The sequence below is a fragment of the Duganella flavida genome (assembly GCF_009857445.1).
GTDB classification, from domain to species: Bacteria; Pseudomonadota; Gammaproteobacteria; order Burkholderiales; family Burkholderiaceae_D; genus Rugamonas; species Rugamonas flavida.
Genome location: NZ_WWCN01000021.1, coordinates 19,128 through 46,047 on the forward strand (window position 1 = coordinate 19,128; position 26,920 = coordinate 46,047).

Consider the following 26,920-nt stretch of genomic DNA (forward strand, 5'->3'; position numbering starts at 1 on the left):
TGACAATTCGCTATATACTGGAACGCAAGAACACCGAGTAATCTGGAGAAGCTACACATGCCCCCACCGGTTTCACCCCTTGAGCAGTCCACGGATGATCAAGACGATTTGGTATTCTTAGAAGAGCATCCTGCTGCGCCTGCTGTCGCGGGTACGCGCAACGTTTGGCGGGTCATGATTATCGACGACGACGAAGACGTCCACTCGACCACCACCTTTGCGCTCGGCAACCTCGACATGCAGCATCGTCCGCTCGAATTCGTGCACGCGTATTCGGCCGGGCAAGCGCGCGAATTGCTCAAACACGAGAGCGAAATCGCTGTCATCCTGCTCGACGTGGTGATGGAGCAGGACGACGCCGGCCTGCACCTGGTGCGCTACATCCGCGAAACCCTGAAACTGCACGACGTGCGTATCATTCTGCGCACCGGCCAGCCGGGCTACGCGCCTGAAATCGACGCCATCCGCGATTTCGACATCAATGATTACAAAACCAAGTCGGAGCTGACCCGCATCAAGCTGTTCACCACGGTGACGGCAGCGATCCGCTCCTACGAACAAATCCGCAAGATCAACGACAGCCGCCGCGGCCTGAACCAGATCGTCCACGCCAGCACCCAGCTGATGACCTTGCACGGCGTGCAAAACTTCGCCGCCGGCGTGCTGGCCCAGATCGCCGACCTGCTGGGTTTGGAAGCCAACGGCGTGCTGTGCGTGCAGGAGTGCCCGGACACCGGCTGCCACGAACTGATGGTCATGGCCACGGCCGGCAGCTACCGCCACCTGCACAACATCACCCTGACCGTACGCGAAGACCAGCGCATCCACGACGCGCTGGAAGCGGCACTGGCGCAGCGCCGCAACATCTACGGTCCGGACTACATCGCGCTCTATTTTGCCGGCAAAGCCAGCCGTGATTTCGTCGCCTTCCTCGAAGTCAAACGGGCGCCCACCGAGATTGACGAGCGCCTGCTGGAAGTCTTCTGCAGCAATGTGGCGGTCGGGCTGGACAACGTTGAGCTGGTCACGCACCTGCACAACGCGGCTTTCTACGACCAGCTGTCCAAGCTACCAAACCGCACCCGGCTAGTGGAAATCCTCGACGCCACCATCGGCGGTCCGGCACGCGAAGACGCCACCCTGTCGCTGGTCGACCTCGATCACTTTGCCGAAACCAACGACGCCCTCGGCCACCAGTTCGGCGACATGCTGCTGATCGCCGTGGCCGGCCGCCTGCAAACCGAGCTGGGCGGCCAACTGACCGTGGCCCGTATCGGCGGCGATATTTTCTGCGTGCTGGGGGATTCCTCGCAAGTCAATCCGGGCAATATCCTGGGCCTGTTCCAGCGGCCGTTCAGCATTGATGGGCAAGATGTACAGCTGTCGGCCACACTGGGCCTGGTGCGCCTGTGCGAGCACGAAGGCAGCGGCGCCGATGCGCTGAAAGACGCCGACATCGCGCTGAAACGCGCCAAGTCGCAGCAGCGCGCCGGCCACTTCTACTTCTCCCGCTCGATGGGCGTGGAGATTCGCGAGCGGGTGCGCATGATGCATGCACTGCGCACGGCATTTGGCCAGAATCAGCTGTTCGTGGTTTACCAGCCGCAGATTGATCTGGCCACCCGGCGCCCGGTCGGCGCCGAAGCTCTGCTGCGCTGGCAGACGCCAGACGGCAAGTTCATCTCGCCAGACCGCTTCATCCCGATTGCCGAGTATTCCGGCCTGATCATCGAGCTGGGCGAATGGGTAATGCGCACCGCCTGCCGCGAGCTGGTCGACCTGCGCAAGGCTGGGCACCATGATTTCATGATGTCGATTAACGTCTCCCAGGTGCAATTCCGCCATCCGCACTTCCTCGACATTCTCAAACGCGCATTGGATGACACCGGTGCGCCGCCGCAGAACATCGAGCTGGAAATCACCGAATCGATGGCAATGGAAGAGCCGGACCTGTTGATTAAAATGCTGGGCCAGATCAAGCAAACTGGCGTCAGCATCGCGATAGACGACTTCGGCACCGGCTTCTCCTCGCTGTCCTACCTGCAGCGCTTGCAGATCGACCGCCTGAAGATCGACCGTGCCTTCGTTACCGAAATCACCGGTTCGGCGCGCGGCAGTAGCATTGCCGAGATGGTGATCCAGCTTGGCCGCAACCTCGGCCTGGCGGTGATTGCGGAAGGCGTGGAAGACGAGCGCCAGGCGCAGATCCTGCAATCGCTGGGCTGCCCGCTGGCCCAGGGCTTCCTGTTCGCCCGCCCGATGACGGCCAGCGCCCTGAATGGCTGGCTCAGTAACGATGCACTGGAAGGTGCGGCATAAATAAAAACGCCATCCGAAGATGGCGTTTTTTTTCAGTCCGAAGTCTGCTCGGCTTCAGCCGGCCAATCTCGAATATACGCTTTCAGCATGCGGTTCTCGAAGCTCTGCGCTTCCAGCACGGCACGCGCCACGTCGTAGAACGAAATCACACCGAGGATGGTTTTGGCGTTCATCACCGGCAGGTAGCGTGCGTGCTTTTCCAGCATGATGCGGCGCACTTCATTGACGTCGGTATCCGGCGTCACCGTGATCGGGTGATCTTCCATATGCTTGCGCACCGTGCCGCCACCGACATTACCTTGGTTTTCGTGCAGCGCGCGCAGCACCTCGCGGAAGGTCAGCATGCCAACCAGGTCGCCGAATTCCATGACGACCAGCGAGCCGATATCCTTTTCCGCCATCGTGTTGGCGGCATCCGCCAACGGTTGATCCGGGGAGATGGTGTAAAGGATGGAGCCTTTAACTTGGAGAATTTCCGATACTTTCATTTTGGGCCGTCCTGTCCGCTGATATACGCTCTGTGAATGGGAGTTCTAATTGTTCTAACCTTGTAGCGAATGTAGCCTATGCCCGGCAAAAAAGCCAGTGCTACGGATAAGCAAAACACAACATTGTTGTCGCACTGTTGCCACGCTGCGTTTCAGGGTAGGATGGCCGCAAAAAACAGGAGACGAACATGCAGCTGGTTTTCATCCACGGGGCGCTGAACGACCATCGCGTCTGGGCGGCGCAAAGCCGCTATTTCACAGAGCGCGGCCACAAGGTGATGGCGCTGGACCTGCCGGGACACGCCAGCGCCGCCCCCGCACTGACCAGCGTTTCGGCGATGGCGGATTGGCTGCTGGCCCAACTCGATGCGGCTGGCGTAACGCAAGCCGCGCTGATAGGTCACAGCATGGGATCCCTGATCGCGCTGGAAGCCGCAGCCCGCGCGCCGCAGCGCGTATCACACCTCGTAATGCTGGGCTCCACCTACCCGATGAAAGTCGCCGACGCGCTGCTCGACACGGCGCGTGACGACGAAGCGAAGGCCATCAATATGGTCACCAAATGGTCGCACACTCCCGGCTACGCGCATCCCGAGCCGCTGCGCCAGTTGATGCAAAGCCTGTCCGGCGCACAGCTGCTGCACACCGACCTTGCGGCTTGCAACAGCTACGATGGCGGCGACGCCGCAGCAGCACTGGTGCGCTGCCCTACCCTGTTCATCTTCGGCTCTGCTGACGTCATGACGCCGGCCAAATCCGCCGCCGCCCTTGTCGCCGCAATCCCGCAAGCGCAAACCATCACGCTAGCCAGCGGCCACGCGCTGATGACCGAACAAGCGGACGCCGTCAACGAAGCAGTGCTGGCGTTTATCGGCAGTCAATAGGGCCGAAGTGGTCGGCCAGGGTTTTGCCGAGGCCTGATTCCACCGCGCTTTCTACTTCACGTGCCAGCGCGGCGGCGTCGCGCGCGGCTTGCAGGTCGCGTTCATCGTCGCTATCGGCCACCACGCCGGCGTTGAGTGGCATGCCAGAGAAGACGAACAGGCGATAGACGTCGGCCATCGTCAATTTCTCGACGTTGGCGAGGATGACCCAGTGATCGGAACCTTCGCTCACACGCTTGCCCCACTGGACTCGTGGCGGATTGGCGACCGGCACCCGGCCTACCCAGCCTTCCTGCATCATGCGCTCCAGCAGGTTGTCCATTTCATCAAAGCCGAGACGCGTGCGGGCGCGGATCTGGCCTGCGCTGACCAGCGCCGTGTCGCCGCATTTGCAGGCCACGTGCAGCACTTTGAGAATCGCCATCGCGTCGACAAACTCGCCGCCCGGCTGCGCCTCGTGCCACCAGCGTTCGTACTTCACCACCGGCAGCGCGGCCACCAGCAGCGCGCCGAACAAGGTAATCAGCCACGATAAATACACCCACAGCAGGAACAGCGGCACCGCCGCCAATGCGCCGTAAATCTTGGAATAAGTCGGGAACTGAGTGATGAAAATCGCGAAGCCACGCTTGGCCAGCTCGAACGCAAGACCGGCCACCAGGCCGCCCCACGCCGCATCGCGCCAATCCACATCGCGGTTCGGCACCGCCACGTACAGCAGCGTGAAAGTGGCCGTGGTCAGCGCCAGCGACAGGATGGTGTAAATCAGCGCGCCCAGGATCGGCACGTGGCCGACCAAATCGCTGGTGGCCATGAACACTTGCGAGGACAAGGTCAGCGACACACCGATCAGCAAAGGCCCCAGCGTAATCAAGGCCCAGTAAACGAGGATGCGCTTGGACCAGGAGCGCTGGCCGCGCACCCGCCAGATGCGGTTGAACACGCGCTCGATGAGACTCATCATCGCGATCGAGGTCACGATCAGCATCACCGCGCCCACAGCCGACAGGCGCGTGGCCTTGGCGGCGAACATGGTCAGGTAGTTGAGGATGGGTCCCGAAATCGACTTCGGCATCACACTCTGCGCGAAGTAGGCCTCCAGCGTTTGGCGCAGGGTGGTGAACATCGGGAAGGTGGTGAAGATCGCCAGCGCGATAGTCAACAGCGGCACCAGCGCAAACACGGTGGTGAAGGTCAGACTACCGGCGACCTGCGGCAGGCTCTCTTCACGCAGTCGCCGATGAGCAAACAAAAACAGGTCCCGCACTTCCGGCCAGGACAGGGAACGCGCTGTCTCCCAGCCGCTTTTGCAGCTACGGACAACATATTGGGCAAACCATTGGAGATATTTTTCGTACATGGGGCGTATCGTATTACAACAGTGGCAATGATGCCACCCGCTAAAGCGCCCTATAATAACGCTGATGAACTCTTTGACTATTCTCGTTTTATTTTATTCCCGCCACGGCGCCACGCGCAAACTGGCTGAATTGATCGCCCAAGGTATCGAGAGCGTGCCGGGCTGCGATGCGCGCCTGCGCACCGTGCCTGCCGTGTCCAGCGTCACCGAAGCCACCGAGCCCGAAGTGCCGGCCGACGGCGCACCTTACGTTGAGCTGGAAGACTTGACCGAGTGCGCCGGCATTGCGGTCGGCTCGCCTACCCGCTTCGGCAACATGGCGTCGGCCATGAAGTATTTCTGGGACGGCACCGCCAGCCAGTGGCTGTCCGGCGCGCTGGCAGGCAAGCCGGCCTGCGTGTTCACCTCAACCGGCAGCCTGCACGGCGGCCAGGAATCGACGCTGCTGTCGATGATGATCCCGCTGTTCCATCACGGCCTGATGGTGCTTGGTCTGCCGTACACCAATCCAGAATTGATGACCACCTCCAGCGGCGGCACGCCATACGGCGCCAGCCACTGGTCCGGCCTCGATGGCAAGAAGGTCATCACCGAAGACGAGAAACGCCTCGCCATCGCACTGGGCAAGCGGCTGGCCGAAACCGCAGTCAAATTACACGGATAAGCGTCATGGAAACCACAATGCAAAAATATTTTCACTGGGGCGCAATCGGCAGTTTGGTAACGCTGATTATCTGGTGTGTGTTGTGGGAGATGGTGCTGGCGCCTTTAAAACCGGGCGGTTCGTGGCTGGTACTGAAAGCCGCACCGCTGCTGCTGCCGTTATATGGCGTCTACAAGCGCGATATCTACACGCTGCAGTGGACCTCGATGATGATCCTGCTGTACTTCACCGAAGGTGTGGTGCGCGGCTGGAGCGATATCGGTAGCTTGTCGTCCTGGCTAGGCTGGGGCGAAGCGGCGGTGGTGTGCGTGTACTTTGTGTGTGCAGTGCTGTACCTGCGTCCTTACAAGCGCGCGGCCAAGAAGATGGCCAAGGAGCTGCTCGACAAAGTCAAGGTCAACACCGTCAAATGATGGACTTCCTCACGCAATGCCGCGCCATCATCGGCCAGACCTATGTGCTCGATACGCCGGATGGCATGGCGCCTTTCCTCACCGATCAACGCGGGCGCTTTACCGGCAAAGCGCTGGCGGTGCTGCGTCCCGGCTCTGTGGACGAGGTGGCGGCGCTGGTGCGTACCTGTGTCGAGCATCGCGTGGGCCTTGTGCCGCAAGGAGGCAATACAGGACTGGTGCTGGGCAGTGTGCCGGATGTCAGCGGCACGCAGGTGGTGCTGTCATTGGCGCGGCTCAACAGCATCCGCCAGATCGACGCCGTCAATCGCACCATGACGGTGGATGCGGGTTGCATACTTCAACACATTCAGGAAGCGGCTGCGGCCGAGGGCTGCCTGTTCCCGCTGTCGCTGGCGGCGGAAGGCAGCTGCACCATCGGCGGCAATCTGGCCACCAATGCGGGTGGCACGGCGGTTCTGCGCTACGGGAACACGCGCGAATTGTGCCTCGGGCTGGAGGTCGTGACGCCGCAAGGCGAGATCTGGAGCGGCTTGCGCGGCCTGCGCAAGGATAATACCGGCTACGATTTGCGCGACCTGTTCATCGGCGCGGAAGGTACGCTGGGCATCATCACCGGCGCGGTGTTGAAGCTGTATCCGCAGCCCAAGGCCTGCATCACGGCGCTGGCGGCACTGCCATCGCCTGCTCATGCGCAGCAGTTGCTGGTACTAATGCAGGATTGTTGCGGCTCCAGCCTGACCGGCTTTGAGCTGATGTCGCGCTACTGCCTTGAACTGGTGGCGCAGCAGTTCCCGCAGTTGCCGCGGCCTTTCGCCGAGCCGCATCCGCAGTACGTGCTGCTGGAATTATCGAGCAGCGAATCGGAGCAGCATGCGATTGGACTCCTGGAGCAAGCTATCGGCGCAGCGCTGGAGCGTGATGTGATTAACGATGCGGTGGTCGCCACGTCGGTCGCGCAATCGGCTGGCTTGTGGCAGCTGCGCGAGCATATCCCGCTGGCGCAGGCCAAGGCTGGCAAAAACGTCAAGCACGATATTTCGCTGCCAGTGTCGCGGATTGCAGACTTCATCGCGACCACCGAGCCGCTGCTGGAGGCGGCCTTCCCCGGCTGCCAGCTGGTGTGCTTCGGTCATCTGGGCGACGGCAACCTGCACTTCAACGTCGCGCCACCGGGTGGGATGTCGAATGAGGACTTCCTGCACAACCAGGATCAGGTCAACCGTGTGGTGCACGACAGCGTGGTGGCGTTCGGCGGATCGATTTCGGCGGAACACGGCATCGGCACCTTGAAGCGCGATGAACTGGCACGCTACAAATCGCCGGTAGAACTCAATATGATGCGAGCCATCAAAGCGGCATTGGATCCGCTGGGTATCATGAATCCCGGTAAAATCCTTTGAGCGAGGCTGACATGAATATTCTGATCGTTGCAGCGCTGGCGGGCGCGGTCTACAAATGCGCCGTGGACGGCAAAATCAGTTACAGCGATGTGCCCTGCGCCGCGAGCGCCACCGCATCCACCTTGGAAGCACCGGCCGCACCGCCGCCCGATCCTGCAGCCGGCGCCACGCTGCGCCGCCAGCAAAAGCAAGCCGACATGCTGGAAAAAGCACGCCTCAAGCGCGACGAGCGAGAAGAACGCGACGCAGCCCGTGCCGCCAAAGACGCCGCAGTCCAACGCAAGAAGTGCGACCAGCTTAAACTCAAAAAACGCTGGGCCGATGACGACGCACGCCGCGCCACCGGCTCCGCCACCGAAGCCGCGCGCCTCCGCGCCCACCGCGCCGGCGAAGCCATGGCGCTGGAGTGCCCGCGCTGATGCAGGCCGCGTCAATCCGCCGCTTGTCGCGCTGGCTGCTGCTTGGCGAGTGGCGCGCGCACCCGGTGCGGGCGTTAGTGGCGATTGCAGCGATTGCGGTCGGCATCTCGCTCGGTTTCGCCATCCACCTGATTAACGCAGCGGCCTTCAACGAATTCTCGGCCGCCGTAAAAAGCCTGTCCGGCGTGGCCGACATCCAGGTGCGCGGCACTGAAGCCTTCTTCGACGAAGCCATCTACCCGACGCTGGCACAACGCGAAGGTGTGGTGGTCGCCTCGCCCGTGCTGGAATTCGACGCCTCCGTCCCCGGCCAGCGCACCGCGCTCAAAGTCATCGGCATTGACGCCTTCCGCGCCGGTTACGTCTCGCCTGACTTGTTAGGCGTACCCACCGACGGCCATGTTGAAGACACCCTCGCCGACGACGCCCTGTTTCTCTCGCCCGCTGCCCAGCAATGGCTGCAGCCGAACGCCGGCGCTGTCGAACTGCAAGTCGGCACCAGCCAGCTCAAACTGCGCGTGGCAGGTCCAGTGCCGGGTGCGCGCGCAGGCCAGCGCATCGCCGTGATGGACATCGGCGCAGCCCAATGGCGCTTCGAAAAAATCGGCCAGCTTTCGCGCATCGACCTCAAACTGCGCGATGGCGTCAACCGCGAAAGTTTCAAAACCCAGCTGCAGCAAGACCTGCAGCGCCAATACCCCGGCCGTTTCCGCGTCAACCAACCGAACGACGAAGAACAGAACAACCGCAACGAAGGCATGAGCCGCGCCTACCGCGTCAACCTCACCGTGCTGGCGTTGGTGGCGCTGTTCACCGGCGCCTTCCTCGTGTTCTCTACGCAGGCGCTGTCCGTCATCCGGCGCCGCAGCCAGTTTGCGCTGCTGCGCGTGCTGGGCATGGACCGCCATCGCCTGCTGCGTCAGATTCTGCTGGAAGGCCTGTGCCTGGGCGTCGCCGGTTCCGCCATCGGCATCGCGGCCGGCTACGGCATGGCCGCCGCTGCACTGCACTTCATGGGCGCGGACCTTGGCGCAGGCTTCTTCTCCGGCGTGCGCCCGCAAGTGCAATTCACACCGGTAGCCGCTGCCGTCTACTTCGCGCTCGGCGTGGTCGTTGCGCTGCTGGGCTGCGCCGCCCCGGCGCTGGATGCGGCCCGCGCCAAGCCTGCTATCGCGCTCAAATCCGGTACCGAGGAAGCAGCCATGTCGCGCCTCGCGCGCGCGTGGCCGTCGTTGCTGTTGATGGCGCTCGCCGCGCTGCTGTCGCAAGCGCCGCCAGTGTTTGAGCTGCCGCTGTTCGGCTATCTGTCGATCGCCCTGCTGCTGATCGGCGCCATCGGCCTGATGCCGCGCCTCGCCGCCATTGTGTTCCGTTTTGCGCACCGCCGCTGGAGCGCTGCCACCGCCAACCGGCCCGGCGCATCCGCCGTGGTCACGTTAACCTTGTCGCGCCTCGCCAACGCTTCCAGCCAGGCAGGTATCGCGCTGGGTGGCGTGCTGTCCAGCTTTAGCCTGATGGTGGCAATGGCCATCATGGTCGCCAGCTTCCGCGTGTCGCTGGACGATTGGCTGCTGCACATCCTGCCGGCCGATATCTACATTGGCACCGCCACCGGTGGCGCCACGGCCGGCCTGCGGCCAGAAGAACAAACCGCACTGGCCGCCCTGCCCGGCGTCGATCATGCCGATTTCCTGCGTACGCGCGCGGTGTCGCTGGCATCGGAGCGCCCTGCGGTCGCGCTTATGGCGCGCAATGTGGATGCCGCCGAACCGGGCCGCTCCCTGGCCATTGTCGGCGAGTCGCGCGTGCCCGAAAACGGCGTGAGGCCAGTGTGGGTATCGGAAGCGATGGTGGACTTGTACGGCATGCGCGTGGGCCAGCGCGTCGAACTGCCGCTGAACGGCACGATGCATGCATTCGAAGTCGCCGGCGTGTGGCGTGATTACGCACGGCCGACCGGCACCATCCAGATGCGCTTAAGCGACTACCGCGCCATCACTGGCGACCAGGATGCCAGCGGTGTAGCGCTCTCGCTCAAACCGGGCGCCAAGGCCGAGGACACGCTGGCCGCGCTCAAGCGCCTGCCGTTTGCAGCACTACTGGAAGCCAGCGAGCCGTCCGAAATCCGCGCCATGAGCATGAAGATTTTCGACCGCTCCTTTGCTATCACCTATCTGCTGGAGGCTATCGCCATCATCATCGGCCTGTTTGGCGTGGCCGCGACCTTCTCCGCGCAGACACTGGCGCGCGCCAAGGAATTCGGCATGCTGCGCCACGTCGGCGTCACCCGCAAACAAGTGCTGGCGATACTGGCGATTGAAGGCGGCTCGCTGACGGGGCTCGGCATCGTTACCGGTTTTGTGCTCGGATGGGTGATTAGCCTGATCCTCGTTTTTGTCGTCAATCCGCAATCGTTCCACTGGACCATGCAGCTGCACCTGCCTTGGCCGCTGCTGGGCAGCGTGGCCGGCCTGCTGCTCGCCGCTGCCGCGCTCACCGCGCTGCTGGCCGGCCGCCAGTCGCTATCCGGCGGACCGATACGCGCCGTCAGGGAGGATTGGTAATGCTACGTCGCTTACTCATGGCCGGTGCGCTCGTGCTTTGCGCCCTCGCCCACGCCGCTGGGCCGCAGTTCACGCCCGTCACGCCGCTACCACCCGGCGCCACGCTGTCCTTCCCTAAAGACTACGGCGCGCATCCGGAATTCAAAACCGAATGGTGGTACGTCACCGGCTGGCTCAATACGGCGGACGGCAAGCCTGTGGGCTTCCAGGTCACCTTCTTCCGCAGCGCCAGCGGCCATGACCGCGCGAATCCCAGCCAGTTCGCGCCCAAGCAGCTGATCATCGGCCACGCCGCGATTTCCGATCCAGCCAACGGCAAGCTACTGCACGACCAGCGCAGCGCACGCGAAGGCTTCGGCCTGTCGTACGCCAAAGCCGGCGACACCAACGTCAAGCTGGAGGACTGGCACATGCTGCGCACCGCCGACGGCAGCTACACCGTCCACGTGGACAGCGCCCAGTTCAAATTTGACATCAAATTGAAACCATCGCAGGCCGTATTGCCCGAAGATGAACGTGGCTACTCACGCAAAGGCCCGCGCCCCGGCCAGGCCAGCTACTACTACAGCGAACCGCACCTGCAAGTTAGCGGAAATATCACACGCAACGGCAAAGCAAGCGCTGTCGCCGGCTCCGCATGGCTTGATCACGAATGGTTCAGCGAGTACGTCGATCCCAACGCCAACGGGTGGGATTGGCTCGGCGCCAACCTGAATGACGGCGGCGCCATGATGGCTTTCCAGATCCGCAGCAAGACAGGTGCTAAACTATGGGCGCACGCGACATGGCGCGATGCTTCCGGTAAGATCACGCAGTTCGCGCCGGAACAGGTCAAATTTACCCCGCAAAGGCGGTGGCGATCGCCCCGCACCAATGCCGAGTATCCCGTTGCGACCCAACTCACCACCGGTAGCACCGCGTGGGACATCGTGCCCTTACAGGACGACCAGGAGCTGGATTCGCGCCGGTCGACCGGTGCGGTGTATTGGGAAGGTGCGGTGACATTGAGCCGGGACGGCAAGCCGGCAGGCCGCGCCTACCTGGAATTAACGGGCTATGTCAGTCCGATGAAACTGTAAGAACAATATAACGCTATACCAAACGTCATAATCAGCAAGATCACGCAACCGTAGCCACACAATGACCAACAGCACCACTGCCAGCACGATGTCCACCGCCGCACCGACTACCACCCGTGAGCTTAAGAAAGGTAGCATCGCCACCTTGCGCGGCCTGCTGCCCTTCCTGGTGCCGTACAAGCACCGCTTTGCCATCGCCGGCGCCGCACTGGTAATCGCTGCAGGCGCCACGCTGGCGATACCTGCTGCCTTTAAACAGATGATCGACATGGGCTTCGGCGGTGGCGCACGCAGCATCCAGCATGTGGACCTGGTGTTCCTCGCGCTGTTCGGGCTTGCCACCATTCTCGCACTGGCGACGGCGGCGCGTTTCTACAGCGTGTCGTGGCTGGGCGAGCGCGTAACGGCCGATATCCGCGCCGCCGTGTACCAGCACGTGGTCACGCAAAGCCCGGAATTCTTTGAAACGACGCAGACCGGCGAAGTCCTGTCGCGCATCACCACCGACACCACGCTGATTCAATCGGTGGTTGGCACCAGCATCTCGATGGCGCTGCGGAATGTGCTGCTGTTCATCGGCGGCCTGGTGATGCTGTTCGTGACTAGCCCTAAACTGTCGGCCATCATCATCGGCCTGCTGATTTTGACTGTGCTGCCGATCGTGATGTTTGGCCGCCGCGTACGCAAGCTGTCGCGCGACTCGCAGGACCGCGTGGCCGATGCCTCCGCCATGGCTGGCGAAATCCTCAACGCCATGCCGACCGTACAAGCCTTCACCCACGAGAAAATCGAGTCGACGCGCTTTGCCGGCTCGGTCGAAGGCGCGTTCCAAACTGCGATGAACCGCATCCGCGCGCGCTCCATCCTGACCATGCTGGCGATTGTCCTGGTGTTCGGCGCCATCGTATTCGTGTTGTGGCTGGGTGCACACGCCGTGATTTCGGGTGAAATGACGGGTGGTGACCTGGGCCAGTTCATTCTGTACGCGTCCATCGTGGCCGGTGCTATCGGCGCGCTGTCCGAAGTAATGGGCGAGGCGCAGCGTGCCGCCGGCGCTACCGAGCGTCTGCTGGAGCTGATGTCGGTGAAGTCGAAAATTCAGTCGCCTGCTGTGCCGCTGCCACTGCCACCGCGCGCTGCCAACGGTGCGGCGCTGACCTTGAGCGACGTGGTGTTCTCCTACCCATCGCGTCCTGAAACCCACGCGTTGAGCCACCTTGCGCTGGATATCAAGCCGGGTGAAACGGTGGCTGTCGTCGGCCCGTCCGGTGCGGGCAAGACCACGCTGTTCCAGCTGTTCCTGCGTTTCTACGATCCGCAAAGCGGCAGCATCAAGCTGGATGGCGTCGATATCACCCAGCTAGACCTGCACACCCTGCGCGACGCCATCGGCATCGTACCGCAGGATACCGTGATCTTCTCGGCCAACGCGATGGAAAACATCCGCTACGGCCGCGCCGACGCCACCGATGAAGAAGTCATCGCTGCCGCCAAGCTAGCCGCAGCGCATGAATTCATCGAGCGCCTGCCGCAAAGCTATCATTCCTTCCTCGGCGAGCGCGGTGTGCGCCTGTCGGGCGGTCAGCGTCAGCGGATTGCGATTGCGCGCGCGCTGCTGAAAAATCCACCGCTGCTGCTGCTGGACGAAGCCACCAGCGCGCTGGATGCGGAATCGGAGCGACTGGTGCAAAAGGCGCTGGAAGCCGCAATGGTCGGCCGCACCACCGTCATCATCGCGCACCGCCTGGCGACCGTGCAGCGCTCGGATCGCATCATCGTCATGGAAGACGGTAAAATCGTCGAAACCGGCACGCACGCATCGCTGGTGGCGCTGGGCGGCATTTACGCCAACCTGGCAGCCCTGCAGTTCCACAACGTGCACGTGGAGCATTGAGCGTATCTATCAGGAGCACGCCATGACCGACGCTGAACTCAAACAAAGCTGCCGCCAGCACCTGCCGGGCCATCGGGCTCTCACGCCTGCCGAAATGTTCGCGGCGATGGGTGACTGGTGCCAGGCACGCGATGTGGCGCATGACGTCTATGGCAGCGGTACGCTGATCCAGGAATTCGAGCAGAAGATCGCGCGCCTGCTGGGCTTTGAGGCGGCGCTGTTCTGCGTCACCGGCACCATGACGCAGGCGACCGCGCTGCGCATCGCTTGCGCGGAGCGCGGCAGCAAGCTGGTGGCGCTGCATCCGACTTCGCACATCCTGAAGCACGAACGCGGCAATCATCAGCTGTTCGATCATTTTCACGCGCTGCAGATTGGCGATCCGCATCGCCCGTGGACGCTCGCTGACTTGCAGGCGATTCCCGACCAACTGGGCGCAGCGTCGCTGGAACTGCCTGCACGCGAAATCGGCGGCCAGTGCCCAAGCTGGGACGAGCTGGCGGAGATCAAGGCTTACGCGCGCGAGCGGCGCATCCACCTCCACATGGACGGTGCACGCTTGTGGGAGACCGCTGCTGCTTACGGTCATCCGGTGAGCGAGATTGCTGCAGGCTTCGATAGCGTGTATGTCTCGCTATACAAAGGCATCGGCGGCATGGGCGGCGCGATGCTGGCCGGTAGCGCGGCCTTTGTCGCCAAGGCGCAGGAGTGGTTCCGCCGCCAAGGCGGCAATGTCTATCAGCGCACGCCGTACGTGGTAGCGGCGGCCATGCAGTTCGATGCGCGGCTGGCTGCCATGCCCGATTATTTCAAACGCACGCAGTGGCTGTATGATGCGCTGCGCGACTATCCGCTGCTGACGCCCAATCCGGCGCAGCCGCAAGCGAACATGCTGCACCTGCATCTTCCAGTGAGCCGCGAACGCGCGCTGGAGATCCGCAACCGCATCGCCGAAGAGCACAGTGTCTGGCTCTTCAACGGCGCCAATCATGCGGCGCTACCGGGGCGCTGCTCGGTCGAACTTTACATCGGCGATCACCTGTTGCATCTGCCGGACCAGCGCATACGCGAGATTCTGGCCTTGTGGTCAAACGCGCTGGCCAACTATTTCTTTGGATTTCACATGACTTTTCAAGCACCGGGTCTGATCGACCCTTTATTGCATACGCTTTCTTCGCTCGGCTACAAGCAGCCAACGCCGGTTCAGAAGCAGGCCATTCCTGCCGTGCTGGCGGGCCGCGACGTGATGGCTGCCGCGCAAACCGGCACCGGTAAGACGGCGGGTTTTGCGCTGCCGATTTTGCAGCGCCTGACGCTGGACGGCGTCACGGCGCCGCAGTGCATACGTGCGCTGGTGCTGGTGCCGACGCGCGAGTTGGCCGAGCAGGTTTTTGAAAGCTTCCGCAGTTATGGCGGCAATCTGCCGTTGCGTAGCGCGGTGGCGTATGGCGGCGTGGATATCGCGCCGCAGATCGCCAAGCTGCGCAAGGGTTTGGATGTGCTGGTGGCGACGCCGGGCCGTTTGATCGACTTGCACGATCAGGGCGTAATCAGTTTCGAGCTGCTGCAAACGCTGGTATTGGACGAGGCGGACCGCATGCTGGATCTGGGCTTCGAGCGCGATCTGGACATCCTGCTGGAGGCTTTGCCGAAGCAGCGCCAGACCTTAATGTTCTCGGCCACCTTCTCGGATGCGGTGCGCAAGCTGGCCAAGGGCATGGTGCGCGATCCGGTGCAAATTCAAGTTGAAGCGGCGAATACTGCGGTGAAGACGGTCAAACAGTGGCTGGTGACCACCGACAAGCGCCGCAAGCCGGAGCTGTTCCTGCATCTGCTGAATAAGCTGGGATGGGCGCAGGCGCTGGTGTTCGTCAAGACGCGCAAGGGTGCGGAGGCTTTGGTCAAGGAATTGCAGGAACACGGCCTCACTGCCGATGCGATCCACGGCGACAAGACGCAGCCAGCCCGTTTACGCGCGCTGGATCGGTTCAAACGCAAGGAAGTGCAGCTGCTGATCGCAACCGATGTGGCGGCGCGCGGACTGGATATCGAAGCGCTGCCGCTGGTGGTGAACTTTGATTTGCCAACCGTCGCGGAAGATTACATCCACCGTATCGGCCGCACTGGCCGCGCGGGCATGAGCGGCGAAGCGGTGTCGCTGGTGTGTGCGGATGAAGTGGACATGCTGAAGGCGATTGAAACGCTGACGCGCCAGCTAATCCAGCGCTTTGAAGAAGCGGGCTTTGAGGCGGATCACCGCGTACCGGAGACCGCGCCCAAAGGCAGCGCCGTCGCCACACAAAAGCTGTCCGCACCGGGCGCCGGCAAAAAGGCAGCCGGAAAGCCGGCAGCAAGCGCCAAGCGCCCTGCCGCTAAGCCAGTCAAGGTTGAAGCACGCCCTGCCGGCGGTAATGAATCGCTGGGTACCTACATCCCGCCAGAGAAACCATCGAAATCGTCAGGCCGCGACCGCGCGACCGACATCGAGCCAAACTTTGGCCATAAATCCGGCCGCAAGGGCACGAGCCCGCGCGCTGGCGGTGGCTCGTTTGGCGGCGGCGCGCCGAAAGGCGCGGTCGTCGTCGCCGGTGGACGCGGCGCCAAGTCGCAGGCGCGTTCCGATGGACGCGCTGCCGCAAAACCAGGCGGCCGCAAATCCAAGCCTGGCTCACGCTGAGCAGCGCCCTGCTAAAATAGCCATCTTTTAAGCGACACCCAAGTTGGAGAACTGAATGCAGCAATACCAGGAATTGATCCAGACCGTCATCGACACCGGCAGCTGGCAAGACAACCGCACCGGCATCCGCACCCTGAGCGTGCCGGGCGCGATGATGCGCTTCGACCTGACGAAAGGTTTTCCTGCGGTGACGACCAAGAAGCTGGCATTCAAATCCGTGGTCGGTGAACTGTGCGCCTTCCTGCGCGCCTCCCGCAGCGCTGCCGATTTCCGCGCGCTGGGCTGCAAAGTCTGGGACCAGAACGCCAACGAAAACCAGCAATGGCTGGACAACCCATACCGCCTCGGCACCGACGACCTGGGTCCGGTCTACGGCGTGCAATGGCGTGAGTGGCCAGGCTACAAAGTGATCGATGCCGACAACGCAGCCCAACTGGCCAACGCCGAAAAAAACGGCTTTACCGTGGTCGCGCCGATTGAAGAAAACGGCGTGAAAAAAGTCCTGCTCTACAAAGCCATCGACCAGCTGCGCGAGTGCCTGGACACCATCATGAACAACCCAGGCAGCCGCCGCATCCTGTTCCACGGCTGGAATCCAGCCGTGCTGGATGCCGTCGCCCTGCCGGCTTGCCACCTGCTCTATCAGTTCATTCCGAATCCGGTGACCAAGGAACTGTCGATGTGCCTCTACGTGCGCTCGAACGACCTTGGCCTCGGCACGCCGTTCAACCTGGCAGAAGGCGCGGCGCTGATGCACCTGGTCGGCCGCCTGACCGGCTACACGCCGCGCTGGTTCACCTACTTCATCGGCGATGCGCACATCTACGAGAATCACATGGAGATGGTGCAGGAGCAGCTGAAGCGCGAGCCATTCCCGCTGCCAGAGCTGATCATCTCCGACCGCGTGCCATCGTTCGCGCAGACCGGCAAGTATGAACCTGAGTGGCTGGAGAAAATCGAACCAACTGACTTCGCGCTAGAAGGCTACCAGCATCACGCGCCGATTAGCGCAGCCATGGCAGTATGATGCGGTTGGATTTTGTACCGGGCACCCTGTGCGATGAGCGCATGTGGGGCCGCCTGCTACCGCTGCTGGGCGACGGCTTTGAATTCAACCACGTCCCGCTGCACAAGGCCCGCTCGCGCGAGCAGATGCAGGAACTGATTGGCGCGCACGCTGCGCCGAAAGCCAACCTGGTAGCGTTCTCGCTGGGCGCCTATCTGGCGGTGGAATTCGCACTGGCGAATCCGGACCGCGTGAATTCGCTGACCATCATCGCCAGCTCCGCCAAGGGTCTGCAGGAAAAGGAAAAAGCCACGCGCCTGCGCATCATCCCGCTGCTGGAAAAGAATATCTACACTGGCATGACGCAAATGCGCCTGCGCGAAATCCTCGCGCCCGAGCACATGGACGATCCAGCCATTGTCGATGTGATCCAGACCATGGCGGTAGAACTAGGCAAAGACGTACTGCTCACCCAATTCCGCACCACCATCGAACGCCCTGACCTGATGAGCCGCACCGGCGAACTCCGTTGCCCAGTAATGATCGTCGCTTCCGAACAGGACAAACTGGTCCCCGCCGCCGACGTACGCGAATTCACCACTTACAACCGCGCCGCCCAGCTCCACATGCTGAGCGAGGGCACCGGCCACATGATCCCGCTGGAAGCCCCCCAAGCACTGGCGAACCACCTGTTAGACTTCTACAATTAAAACCGGGGTCAGTTCTGCCATTGGTACATGAGCCCGTGTACCAATGGCAGAACTGACCCCGGTTTTCGCTATTTAGCGGAAAACTGCAGAGCTTGCAGAATGTCGTCTCGTTCCAGGTAGGGATAGTCGGCTAACAGGTCTTCAATAGTGAGGCCTGAAGCGATTTGGCCGACAATCATGCCAACTGTGACTCTCATTCCACGAATGCACGGTCTGCCTGCCATAACGCGGACGTCTTGAGTGATACGCTCGAATTTATCCATGATGAAGCTCCGTGTCGTTACAGCTTACGCTCTTCGATCCACATACCTTTGGCATGGTGCAAACATCACTCCCCGCATCGATAGATTTCAACGATAATATCGGCTCTTTATTGCATTTTCGAACATGAGCAAACTCACCATCATCGTCGCTACCGATGCCCAGCGTGGCATTGGGATTAATAACACGCTGCCGTGGAAGCTGCCGGAGGATCTGGCGCATTTCAAGCGCGTCACGACCGGCCACCCGATCATCATGGGCCGCAAGACCTTTGATTCGATCGGTCGCCCGCTGCCGAATCGCCGCAACATCGTCATCACCCGCAACGCGGAATGGAAGCATGACGGCGTAGAGGTGGTCGGTTCGATCGAGGCTGCTATCGCGCTGCTGAACGGCGCGGAAGGCTTCGTCATCGGCGGCGCCGAGATTTACAAGCAATCGCTGCAACTGGCTGACCAGTTGATTATCACCGAGATCGCCCATACCTTCGACTGCGACGCGTTCTTCCCCGAGCTGAACAGCACCGCATGGCAGGAAACCGCCCGCGAGCAGCACACCTCGGCAGCATCCGGCTTGAACTACGCTTTTGTTACCCTGCGCCGCAAGGCTTAATTAAGGATACCCCATGTCTTCTGAAGGCTTCCACGTCCACGGCCCACACGATCACGCAGTCGAGCACGCAGCTCACGGCAACGACGGCTTCTCCAACAACATCGCCGTGATGACGGCCATCCTGGCTACTGTCGGCGCGGCTTTCGGCTACCTTGGCGGCGCGACCCAGAACGAGGCCGCCCTGTTCAAGAACAACGCCGCCATCGATAAGACCGAAGCGGCCAACAAGTGGAACTACTACCAGGCCAAGAACGCCCGCCAGAATCTGGCCGAGGTAGTCATGACCCTGCCCGGCGTCGATCCTAAGCGCTACGAAGCCGATGCCGCCCGCTACAAGCACGACAAAGAAGACATCAAGAAGGACGCCGAGAAATTCGAGGAATCCTCCAAGGAATGGAACCGCAAATCGGACGAAGCCATGCACAAGCACCACCAGTGGGCGCTGGCGACCACCGCCGAGCAGATCGCCATCTCACTGGCCGCCATCACCCTGCTGACCCGCAAGAAATGGATGATGGGCCTGGCCTACGGCGTGGCTGCGGTCGGCCTCGGGCTGGGCGCGCTGGCCTGGTTCGGCGGCCACTAAGTAACATTCGCGCAACATTGAATCAACGGCATGCGTCCCTGTAATCAGGGCGTCATGCCTGTCGTGCATTCTGGTACGATAATTTTTTCCCGCAGCGGCGCTATTTCTGCGAGAATCCCGTTCTTATTTTTTTGCGGCCTACCGGTCGCGCCCTAGTCCGCCCCTCCACACATGTCAGGGGCGGCTTGCTTTTTTGGAGACATGCATGAAATTTCGTTTCCCCATCGTCATCATTGACGAGGATTTCCGTTCTGAGAACACGTCCGGCCTAGGCATTCGCGCCCTCGCCGATGCAATGGAAAAAGAAGGCATGGAAGTGGTGGGCGTGACCAGCTACGGCGACCTGTCCCAGTTCGCCCAGCAACAATCGCGCGCGTCGGCCTTCGTGCTGTCGATTGACGATGAAGAATTCGGTTCCGGCTCGGTAGAAGATACCGACACCGCGCTGAAATCGCTGCGCGCCTTCGTCGAAGAGATCCGCTACAAAAACGCCGACATCCCGATCTATCTGTACGGCGAAACCCGCACCTCGCGCCACATCCCGAACGATATCCTGCGCGAGCTGCACGGCTTCATCCACATGTTTGAAGACACGCCGGAATTCGTGGCGCGCCACATCATCCGCGAAGCCAAGTCCTACTTGGACGGCCTGGCGCCGCCATTCTTCCGCGCGTTGGTGGAATACGCCAACGACGGTTCCTACTCGTGGCACTGCCCTGGCCACTCGGGCGGCGTAGCGTTCCTGAAATCGCCGATCGGCCAGATGTTCCACCAATTCTTTGGCGAGAACATGCTGCGCGCCGACGTCTGCAACGCGGTGGAAGAGCTGGGCCAGCTGCTGGACCACACCGGCCCGGTTGCCAAGTCTGAGCGCAATGCTGCGCGCATCTTCAACGCCGACCACTGCTACTTCGTCACCAACGGCACCTCCACCTCCAACAAGATGGTGTGGCACTCGACGGTTGCGCCCGGCGACATCGTCGTCGTTGACCGTAACTGCCACAAATCGATCCTGCACTCGATCATCATGTGCGGCGCGATCCCGGTATTCCTGATGCCAACGCGGAATCACCTCGGCATCATCGGCCCGATCCCGCTGGAAGAGTTCTCGATGGAGAGCATCAAGCGCAAGATCGAAGCCAACCCGTTCGCGCGCGACGCCGTGAACAAGAAGCCGCGCATCCTGACCATCACCCAGTCGACCTACGACGGCGTGGTCTACAACGTGGAAACCCTGCGCGAAATGCTGGACGGCCAGATCGACACTCTGCACTTCGACGAAGCCTGGCTGCCGCACGCCACCTTCCACGACTTCTACAAAAACATGCACGCGATCGGCAAGGACCGTCCGCGCGCCAAAGAGTCGATGATCTTCTCGACCCAGTCGACCCACAAGCTGCTGGCCGGCCTGTCGCAGGCCTCGCAAGTGCTGGTGCGTGAATCGGAAACCGTCAAGCTGGACCAGGACGCCTTCAACGAAGCCTACCTGATGCACACCTCGACCTCGCCGCAATACTCGATTATCGCTTCGTGCGACGTCGCAGCGGCAATGATGGAAGCACCGGGCGGCACCGCGCTAGTGGAAGAGTCCATCCTGGAAGCGCTGGACTTCCGCCGCGCCATGAAGAAGATCGATGCCGAATGGGGCAGCGACTGGTGGTTCAAGGTATGGGGTCCAAACGAGTTCGCCGAAGAAGGCATCGGCTCGCAAGCCGACTGGATCTTCACCGAGCAGAGCAAGGAATGGCACGGCTTCGGCGACCTGAAGCCGGGCTTCAACATGCTGGACCCGATCAAGGCCACCATCGTCAACCCGGGCCTGTCGCTGGACGGCAAGTTCGACGAGACCGGTATCCCTGCGTCCATCGTGACCAAGTACCTGGCCGAGCACGGCGTCATCATTGAGAAGTGCGGCCTGTACTCGTTCTTCATCATGTTCACCATCGGCATTACCAAAGGCCGCTGGAACACCCTGCTGACTGCGCTGCAGCAGTTCAAGGACGACTACGACAAGAACCAGCCGATGTGGCGCATCCTGCCGGAATTCGCGGCCGCCAACCCGACCTACGAGAAAATCGGCCTGCGCGACCTGTGCCAGCAGATCCACGATTTCTACAAAGCCTACGACGTGGCGCGCCTGACCACCGAGATGTACCTGTCGGACATGGTGCCGGCCATGAAGCCGTCCGACGCGTTCGCCAAGATGGCGCACCGCGAAATCGAGCGCGTCGCCATCGACGAGCTGGAAGGCCGCATCACCTCGATCCTGCTGACGCCTTACCCACCGGGCATTCCGCTGCTGATCCCGGGCGAGCGCTTCAACAAGACCATCGTTGACTACCTGCGCTTCGCACGTGACTTCAACGAGCGCTTCCCAGGCTTCGAGACCGACGTGCACGGCTTGGTCAAGCGCGAAGTGGACGGCAAGCGCGGTTACTTCGTGGACTGCGTCAAGCAGTAACACCACACGTCACAAGAAAAGGCAGCTTCGGCTGTCTTTTTTTTTACATTTTGTCGCGCAGAATTAACATTTACCCACAGATATTTATATTGCGCCGTATACAAATTCAGGCAATTTACTCCCATATTGCCAGTAACTTCGGCTAAAAATTCCTTTAGATCTAAACAGTTACAATACATAAATAAACATTCCTCCGACCAAGGTGACGAGGTCTTCTACAATCGAAGGCCCACCTCACCATCAGGGCAAATGAGTAATGAACTGCAATCGATTCAGACTGGCCGGAGTGCTGCTGCTAGCTTCCTGCGGCGGTGGCGGCGACGGGCCGCAAAGCGAAGCACCACACAGCAGCGCCAACACCCTCGCTGCCACCTCCAGCGGTGGTTCTTTGACAGCAGGAAGTGTCGCCGTCACACCGGCAGCGGCCTCACAATTCCTCGGACAAGCCAGCTTCGGCCCAACCTCAGCGTCAATCAACGACCTCGCCAGCATGGGCAAGATCAGCTGGCTAACCGCGCAGTTTGGCAAGGCGCAAATGCGCCACCGCGACTACGTCCAGCAAGTCGCTGCGACCGGTACAACGGTCAATCCCAACCAGTTCATGGAAAGCTTCTGGAAACAGGCAGTCAAGGGTGACGACCAGCTGCGCCAGCGCGTCACCTACGCCCTGTCGCAGATCTTTGTGGTGTCCATTGTCGACGGCAACCTGTACAACCGGACCGCCGGCGTGGCCGATTACTATGACACGCTGGGCCGCTACGCCTTCGGCAATTTCCGCGACCTGCTGCAAGCAGTAGCGCTGCATCCCATGATGGGCATCTACCTCAGCCATCTGCGCAACCAGAAAGAAAACGACACCCGCGTGCCGGACGAGAATTTTGCGCGCGAAATCATGCAGCTGATGTCCATCGGCCTCTACCAGCTGAACCAGGACGGCAGCAACAAGACCAGCGCTGGCGCGCCAATCGAGACCTACACCCACGACGATGTGGCCGGCCTGGCCAAGGTCTTCACCGGCTGGAGCTGGGGTGGCCCAGACCGCAGCAATGCGCGCTTCTACGGCAGTACCATCGATCTCGCGCGCGACTGGACGCCAATGCAAAACTATCCGGCATTCCACTCCAGTTCGGCCAAGACCTTCCTCGGCGTGAGTACCAACAGCACCGGCGAGGCCGATCTCAAAGTGGCACTGGACACGCTGTTCAACCATCCCAACGTCGGCCCCTTCATCGGACGCCAGCTGATCCAGCGGCTGGTCAGCAGCAATCCGAGCCCGGCCTACATCAGCCGCGTGGCGGCCGCCTTCAACAACAACGGCAGCGGCGTACGCGGCGACATGCGCGCTGTGCTGCGCGCCATCCTGCTCGATCCGGAGGCGGCAGACACCGGCCGCCCTAAGAAGCTGCGCGAGCCGGTGCTGCGGCTGGCCAACTGGATGCGCGCGTTCAACGTGCAGTCCACCAGCGGCCGCTTCCTGATGGAGAGTCTCGACGATCCGCTGACCGCTCTCGGCCAGACGCCGCTGCGCTCGCCGTCCGTATTCAATTTCTATCGCCCTTCCTACTCGCCGCCCCACACCACGCTGTCGGCGGCGCACCTGGTGGCGCCCGAGATGCAGATCACCGGCGAGCCCAGCGTTACGGGCTATCTTAACTTCATGCAGGGCACCATCCAGTTCGGCGCCGGCGTCAAGCAGGATATCGTCCCCAACTATGCGAATGAACTGGCACTGACGGCCACGCCCGCGCAGCTGGTGGACCGCGTCCAGCTGCTGCTGATGGGCAGCGGCATGAGCACGACGCTGCGCAACCAGGTCATCGCTGCGGTCAGCGCCATCACCATCCCCACCACCGGTAGCAGCACGTCCATCGACAACGCGCGCAAGAACCGCGTCTATATGGCGATTTACCTGACGATGGCCTCGCCCGAATACCTGGCGCAACGATAAGGATCAAGCATGTCCCTCCACAAAACACGCCGCCAGTTTGTCGGCCAAATGCTGGCACTGGCTGGCGGCAGCAGCCTGCCGTTCACGCTTAACCTGGCCGCCATGGGCAGCGCTGCCGCGCAAAGCACTGGCGCCGGCGATTACAAGGCGCTCGTCTGCCTGTTCCTCAATGGCGGCAACGACCATTTCAACACCGTGCTGGCCACCGACAGCGAATCGTGGAGCGCCTACCAGCACATCCGCACCACTACCGACACCGGCTCCATCGCCCTGCCCGGCTTGGGCGCCGCTGGTGGCGTGCTGCCGATCAGCCCGGCCACGGCGCAGGCGGGCCGCAGTTTCGCGCTGCATCCATCCATGCTGCCGATGAAACACCTGTTCGACAGCGGCCGTGCTGCTGTCATCGCCAACGTCGGCACGCTGGTACGTCCGGCCACGTTGGCGCAGTACAAGGCCGGCGCCGTGCCGCTGCCGCCGCGCCTGTTTTCGCACAACGACCAGCAAACCCAATGGCAGTCGGCGCAGCCGGGCGGCGGCATCGACTTCGGCTGGGGCGGACGCATGGCCGACATGATTGCCGCTGGCGCGGGTTCAGCCTTCACGGCGGTTTCCACCTCCGGCAATACGCTGTTCCTGAGCGGGCAGGAGGTACGCCAATACCAGATCTCCGGCACCGGGCCCATTGCCATCCGGCGCCTGAGTGACACGCTGTTTGGCGCGCCGGCGGCGGCCAATCCGCTGCGCCAGATCATCACGGCCGCGGCATCCGAACCGCTACAGAAAGAACACGCCGCCGTCACCTCGCGCGCGATTGACGCCCAGGCAAAGCTGAGCGGCGCACTAGCTCCAGCCGGCGCCGGCGGCGTCGCCGATCCGGTCCTGTACCTCAACCCGAATACCGGTGTGGCGGCAGTGAATCCGCTGGCGATGCAATTGCAGACAGTAGCGCGGGTCATTGCCGCCCACGGCGCGTTGGGGCTCAAGCGGCAAGTGTTTTATGTCAGCCTGGGCGGCTTCGATACGCACGACTTCCAGCGCGCCAACCAAGCCGACTTGCTGGCTAAGCTGTCGCACGCGGTCGCCTACTTCGATACCGTACTGGCCAGCCTGCAAGGCAACGACATGCGCAAGCAGGTGACGCTGTTCACCGCCTCCGATTTCGGCCGTACCTTCACCAGCAACGGCGACGGCACCGACCACGGCTGGGGTTCCCATCACTTCGTGGTGGGCGGCGCAGTCAAGGGTCGGAATATTTACGGCAGCATGCCGGTCACCGGCCTCGGCCACGAGCTGGATGTGGGCTCCGGAGCGCTGCTGCCGACCACCTCGGTCGACCAGTACGGCGCCACCCTGGCCAGCTGGTTCGGGCTGTCGGCCAGCCAGATGACGGATGTGTTCCCGAATATCGGCAACTTCAGCACCCGCAATCTGGGCTTCATGGTTTAAGCCGACACCGCCACCGTCAGCGTCGCCACATAGCCATCGGTGGTGTTGCCGGTGATGGTGGCCATCTGCAGCGAGTAGCCGTCGCTGAAGACGTTGTCGGTGGCGAAGCTGATCGCCGCCAGGTTCTTCACGCTGGCGCTGTAGCCAGTGGTGGCGTAGACCGCCTGGCTGGTCGCCACCGGGAAGGTGAACTGCGAAGTCTTGATGCGGCTGGACGCGGTGGTCGCCTTGGCCAGCGAAGGATAGACCTCGAAGTGCACATGCGGTACACGGCCCGAGTAGCAGCCTGGGTAGATGGTGGTGATGGTGATGTTGCCGTTGCTGTCGGTCTCGGCCACGCCGCGCAGGTAGTTCTGGTTGGTCACGCCGCTCGAGTACAGCGAGTAGTTGCCGTCGCGGTCGCAGTGCCACAGGTAGACGGCCGCATTGGCTAGCGCCGCGCAGTTGTTGTTGGCGTTGACGATTTGCAGTTTGATGGTCAGCGGCACGCCGGCGGCAGTCGCAGTAGCGCTGCCGAAGCTGCTGCGGATGTCGGTGCGCACCACGCCCGACTGGGTCAGCACGTTGACCACGCCGCTGCTGTTGCTGTTGGTGCCGTCGGCTGGATAAGGGCCGCCGGTTTCTTCCGGGACCACGGTGCAAGAGCCTGCGGCTGGCGTGGTGGTGGTCGTGGTACCGGTGGTGGTGGTGCCGGTACCGGTCGTGGTGGTCGTGCTGGTCGTGGTGCTGGTCGCGGACGTACTGCTGCCCGAGCCGCCGCCGCAACCAAGCACCGGCAGTGCGGAGGCGCCCGCCAACAGCCAGCGCAGCGTCTGGCGACGGTCGCTATTCAGGTTAAGCATTGCGGTCAAGTCGGCCGCCAGGCTGTGTTCGTGATGATCGTCGTGAGAATCCATTACCTACTCCTGCTTGGGAAAAAAAGGCCGCCGCGCACCCTCGCACGGCGGCCGCACTGCTACAAATTAAACCGTGGTGTTGACCAGGTTGCCGCTGGAACCATGGCTGCCGACCTTGGTCGACAAGGCTTGCAGGAAGGCCGCCAGCTTGGTGGCTGCGTCGCTGCTGGTGCTACTGCTGGTGCTGCTGGTGCTGTCCGTGCTGCTGGTGCTATCGGTGCTGGTGGAGCTGCTCACGCCCAGCTTGTCCAGCAGGTTGGAGAAGGCACTCTCCAGCTGGTCGACCGCATCGCTACTGTCGCTGCTATCCGTGCTGCTGGTGCTGGTGCTAGAGCTGGAGCTGCTGCCCGAGCTGAGTTCCGAGATCAGGCTTTGCAGGTCCGATTCCATCTTGCCCGGGCCGCCAGGACCGCCTTGCTGGTCGCCATATGGCGGCGGGGTGTCGCTGCTGCTTTCGCTATTTTGTGCGTGCAGTGCGCCCATCAGGCTTTGCAGGAAGCTGCCCAGCGCAGCCGCCACGTCAGTGCTGTCAGTGCTGGTGCTGTCGGTCGAATCGGTGCTGGCCGAGGCAGTCGAAGTGTCAGTGCTACTGGAGCTGCTGCTCGACGAACTGGTGTCGGTGATGCCGATGGCCTTCAGCGCCTCGGCGATAGCGTCGGCGAAACCACCGCCGTCGCCCTGCGGCGGCGGCGGTGGACGCACACCGTCGGTGCTATTGGTGCTGTTGGCACTGCTGGTGCTGTTCGTGCTGCTCAGGCGGCTCAGGAAACTGAGCGCGCTGGCGGCGCTGTTGGAACTCAGGGCGCTGATAGACATACGATTTTCTCCGC

The 26,920-nt window shown here is 62.1% G+C and carries 22 protein-coding genes and 1 pseudogene; 18 read left to right on the top strand and 5 right to left on the bottom strand.

Annotated features, from left to right (window positions below; genetic code table 11):
* Nucleotides 1–57: 57 nt before the first annotated feature.
* On the top strand, nucleotides 58–2,319 hold the full coding sequence (locus GTP46_RS25475; protein WP_161009435.1) for a putative bifunctional diguanylate cyclase/phosphodiesterase: 2,262 nt from the start codon (nucleotides 58–60) through the stop codon (nucleotides 2,317–2,319).
* Nucleotides 2,320–2,351: 32 nt separating this feature from the next.
* Here the strand turns inward: GTP46_RS25475 and GTP46_RS25480 are convergent, their stop codons facing one another.
* Nucleotides 2,352–2,807 carry a CBS domain-containing protein gene (locus tag GTP46_RS25480; RefSeq protein WP_161009436.1) on the bottom strand — a complete coding sequence of 152 codons (456 nt, stop codon included), beginning with the start codon at nucleotides 2,805–2,807 and terminating at the stop codon, nucleotides 2,352–2,354.
* A gap of 188 nt (nucleotides 2,808–2,995) precedes the next feature.
* Between GTP46_RS25480 and GTP46_RS25485 the strand changes: the two genes are divergently transcribed.
* Nucleotides 2,996–3,691, top strand: a complete 696-nt coding sequence (locus tag GTP46_RS25485) for an alpha/beta fold hydrolase (RefSeq protein ID WP_161009437.1) — start codon at nucleotides 2,996–2,998, stop codon at nucleotides 3,689–3,691.
* Here the strand turns inward: GTP46_RS25485 and GTP46_RS25490 are convergent.
* Nucleotides 3,675–5,051: a YihY family inner membrane protein gene (locus tag GTP46_RS25490; RefSeq protein ID WP_161009438.1), complete on the bottom strand. Its 1,377-nt coding sequence runs from the start codon at nucleotides 5,049–5,051 to the stop codon at nucleotides 3,675–3,677. The genes GTP46_RS25485 and GTP46_RS25490 overlap by 17 nt on opposite strands.
* Before the next feature lie 64 nt (nucleotides 5,052–5,115).
* Between GTP46_RS25490 and wrbA the strand changes: the two genes are divergently transcribed.
* The 11 genes and pseudogenes from wrbA (at nucleotide 5,116) to GTP46_RS25545 (ending at nucleotide 17,880) form a co-directional block, all read left to right on the top strand.
* Nucleotides 5,116–5,715, top strand: coding sequence for an NAD(P)H:quinone oxidoreductase (gene wrbA / locus GTP46_RS25495; RefSeq protein WP_161009439.1), 600 nt, complete (start codon nucleotides 5,116–5,118; stop codon nucleotides 5,713–5,715).
* Nucleotides 5,716–5,720: 5 nt separating this feature from the next.
* Nucleotides 5,721–6,128, top strand: coding sequence for a DUF2069 domain-containing protein (locus tag GTP46_RS25500; RefSeq protein WP_161009440.1), 408 nt, complete (start codon nucleotides 5,721–5,723; stop codon nucleotides 6,126–6,128).
* Nucleotides 6,125–7,531: an FAD-binding oxidoreductase gene (locus tag GTP46_RS25505; protein WP_161009441.1), complete on the top strand. Its 1,407-nt coding sequence runs from the start codon at nucleotides 6,125–6,127 to the stop codon at nucleotides 7,529–7,531. The genes GTP46_RS25500 and GTP46_RS25505 overlap by 4 nt, the downstream gene beginning before the upstream one ends.
* Before the next feature lie 11 nt (nucleotides 7,532–7,542).
* Nucleotides 7,543–7,950: a DUF4124 domain-containing protein gene (locus GTP46_RS25510; protein WP_161009442.1), complete on the top strand. Its 408-nt coding sequence runs from the start codon at nucleotides 7,543–7,545 to the stop codon at nucleotides 7,948–7,950.
* A complete protein-coding gene (locus GTP46_RS25515; RefSeq protein WP_161009443.1) occupies nucleotides 7,950–10,514 on the top strand; it encodes an ABC transporter permease in 2,565 nt (854 codons plus the stop codon). The genes GTP46_RS25510 and GTP46_RS25515 overlap by 1 nt, the downstream gene beginning before the upstream one ends.
* On the top strand, nucleotides 10,514–11,593 hold the full coding sequence (locus GTP46_RS25520; protein ID WP_161009444.1) for a lipocalin-like domain-containing protein: 1,080 nt from the start codon (nucleotides 10,514–10,516) through the stop codon (nucleotides 11,591–11,593). The genes GTP46_RS25515 and GTP46_RS25520 overlap by 1 nt, the downstream gene beginning before the upstream one ends.
* Before the next feature lie 61 nt (nucleotides 11,594–11,654).
* Entirely contained in the window at nucleotides 11,655–13,487 is a 1,833-nt protein-coding gene (locus GTP46_RS25525) for an ABC transporter transmembrane domain-containing protein (protein WP_161009445.1), read from the top strand.
* 106 nt (nucleotides 13,488–13,593) lie between these two features.
* Nucleotides 13,594–14,379: pseudogene (locus tag GTP46_RS25530) on the top strand (threonine aldolase family protein); the annotation flags it as partial.
* 231 nt (nucleotides 14,380–14,610) lie between these two features.
* Entirely contained in the window at nucleotides 14,611–16,164 is a 1,554-nt protein-coding gene (locus GTP46_RS25535; protein ID WP_161009493.1) for a DEAD/DEAH box helicase, read from the top strand.
* A gap of 55 nt (nucleotides 16,165–16,219) precedes the next feature.
* A complete protein-coding gene (locus GTP46_RS25540; protein WP_161009446.1) occupies nucleotides 16,220–17,191 on the top strand; it encodes a thymidylate synthase in 972 nt (323 codons plus the stop codon).
* Nucleotides 17,188–17,880, top strand: coding sequence for an alpha/beta fold hydrolase (locus GTP46_RS25545; protein WP_161009447.1), 693 nt, complete (start codon nucleotides 17,188–17,190; stop codon nucleotides 17,878–17,880). The genes GTP46_RS25540 and GTP46_RS25545 overlap by 4 nt, the downstream gene beginning before the upstream one ends.
* A 68-nt stretch (nucleotides 17,881–17,948) precedes the next feature.
* Here the strand turns inward: GTP46_RS25545 and GTP46_RS25550 are convergent, their stop codons facing one another.
* Complete coding sequence (locus tag GTP46_RS25550) at nucleotides 17,949–18,143, bottom strand: DUF433 domain-containing protein (protein ID WP_161009448.1); 195 nt, start codon at nucleotides 18,141–18,143, stop codon at nucleotides 17,949–17,951.
* 124 nt (nucleotides 18,144–18,267) lie between these two features.
* On the opposite strand from GTP46_RS25550, the gene GTP46_RS25555 reads away from it, so the two are divergent.
* The 5 genes from GTP46_RS25555 (at nucleotide 18,268) to GTP46_RS25575 (ending at nucleotide 25,194) form a co-directional block, all read left to right on the top strand.
* Nucleotides 18,268–18,753: a dihydrofolate reductase gene (locus GTP46_RS25555; protein WP_161009449.1), complete on the top strand. Its 486-nt coding sequence runs from the start codon at nucleotides 18,268–18,270 to the stop codon at nucleotides 18,751–18,753.
* A 13-nt stretch (nucleotides 18,754–18,766) separates the two neighbouring features.
* Nucleotides 18,767–19,339, top strand: a complete 573-nt coding sequence (locus GTP46_RS25560; protein ID WP_161009450.1) for a DUF4337 domain-containing protein — start codon at nucleotides 18,767–18,769, stop codon at nucleotides 19,337–19,339.
* Between the two features lie 205 nt (nucleotides 19,340–19,544).
* Nucleotides 19,545–21,800: an arginine/lysine/ornithine decarboxylase gene (locus GTP46_RS25565; RefSeq protein ID WP_161009451.1), complete on the top strand. Its 2,256-nt coding sequence runs from the start codon at nucleotides 19,545–19,547 to the stop codon at nucleotides 21,798–21,800.
* Nucleotides 21,801–22,056: 256 nt separating this feature from the next.
* Nucleotides 22,057–23,748 carry a DUF1800 domain-containing protein gene (locus GTP46_RS25570; RefSeq protein ID WP_161009452.1) on the top strand — a complete coding sequence of 564 codons (1,692 nt, stop codon included), beginning with the start codon at nucleotides 22,057–22,059 and terminating at the stop codon, nucleotides 23,746–23,748.
* Nucleotides 23,749–23,757: 9 nt separating this feature from the next.
* Nucleotides 23,758–25,194: a DUF1501 domain-containing protein gene (locus tag GTP46_RS25575; RefSeq protein ID WP_161009453.1), complete on the top strand. Its 1,437-nt coding sequence runs from the start codon at nucleotides 23,758–23,760 to the stop codon at nucleotides 25,192–25,194.
* Here the strand turns inward: GTP46_RS25575 and GTP46_RS25580 are convergent.
* Nucleotides 25,191–26,090, bottom strand: a complete 900-nt coding sequence (locus GTP46_RS25580) for a dioxygenase family protein (protein ID WP_161009454.1) — start codon at nucleotides 26,088–26,090, stop codon at nucleotides 25,191–25,193. The genes GTP46_RS25575 and GTP46_RS25580 overlap by 4 nt on opposite strands.
* 66 nt (nucleotides 26,091–26,156) lie before the next feature.
* The gene (locus tag GTP46_RS25585; protein WP_161009455.1) at nucleotides 26,157–26,906 is read right to left on the bottom strand and encodes a hypothetical protein; all 750 of its coding nucleotides are present in this window, start codon (nucleotides 26,904–26,906) and stop codon (nucleotides 26,157–26,159) included.
* Between the last annotated feature and the right edge of the window lie 14 nt (nucleotides 26,907–26,920).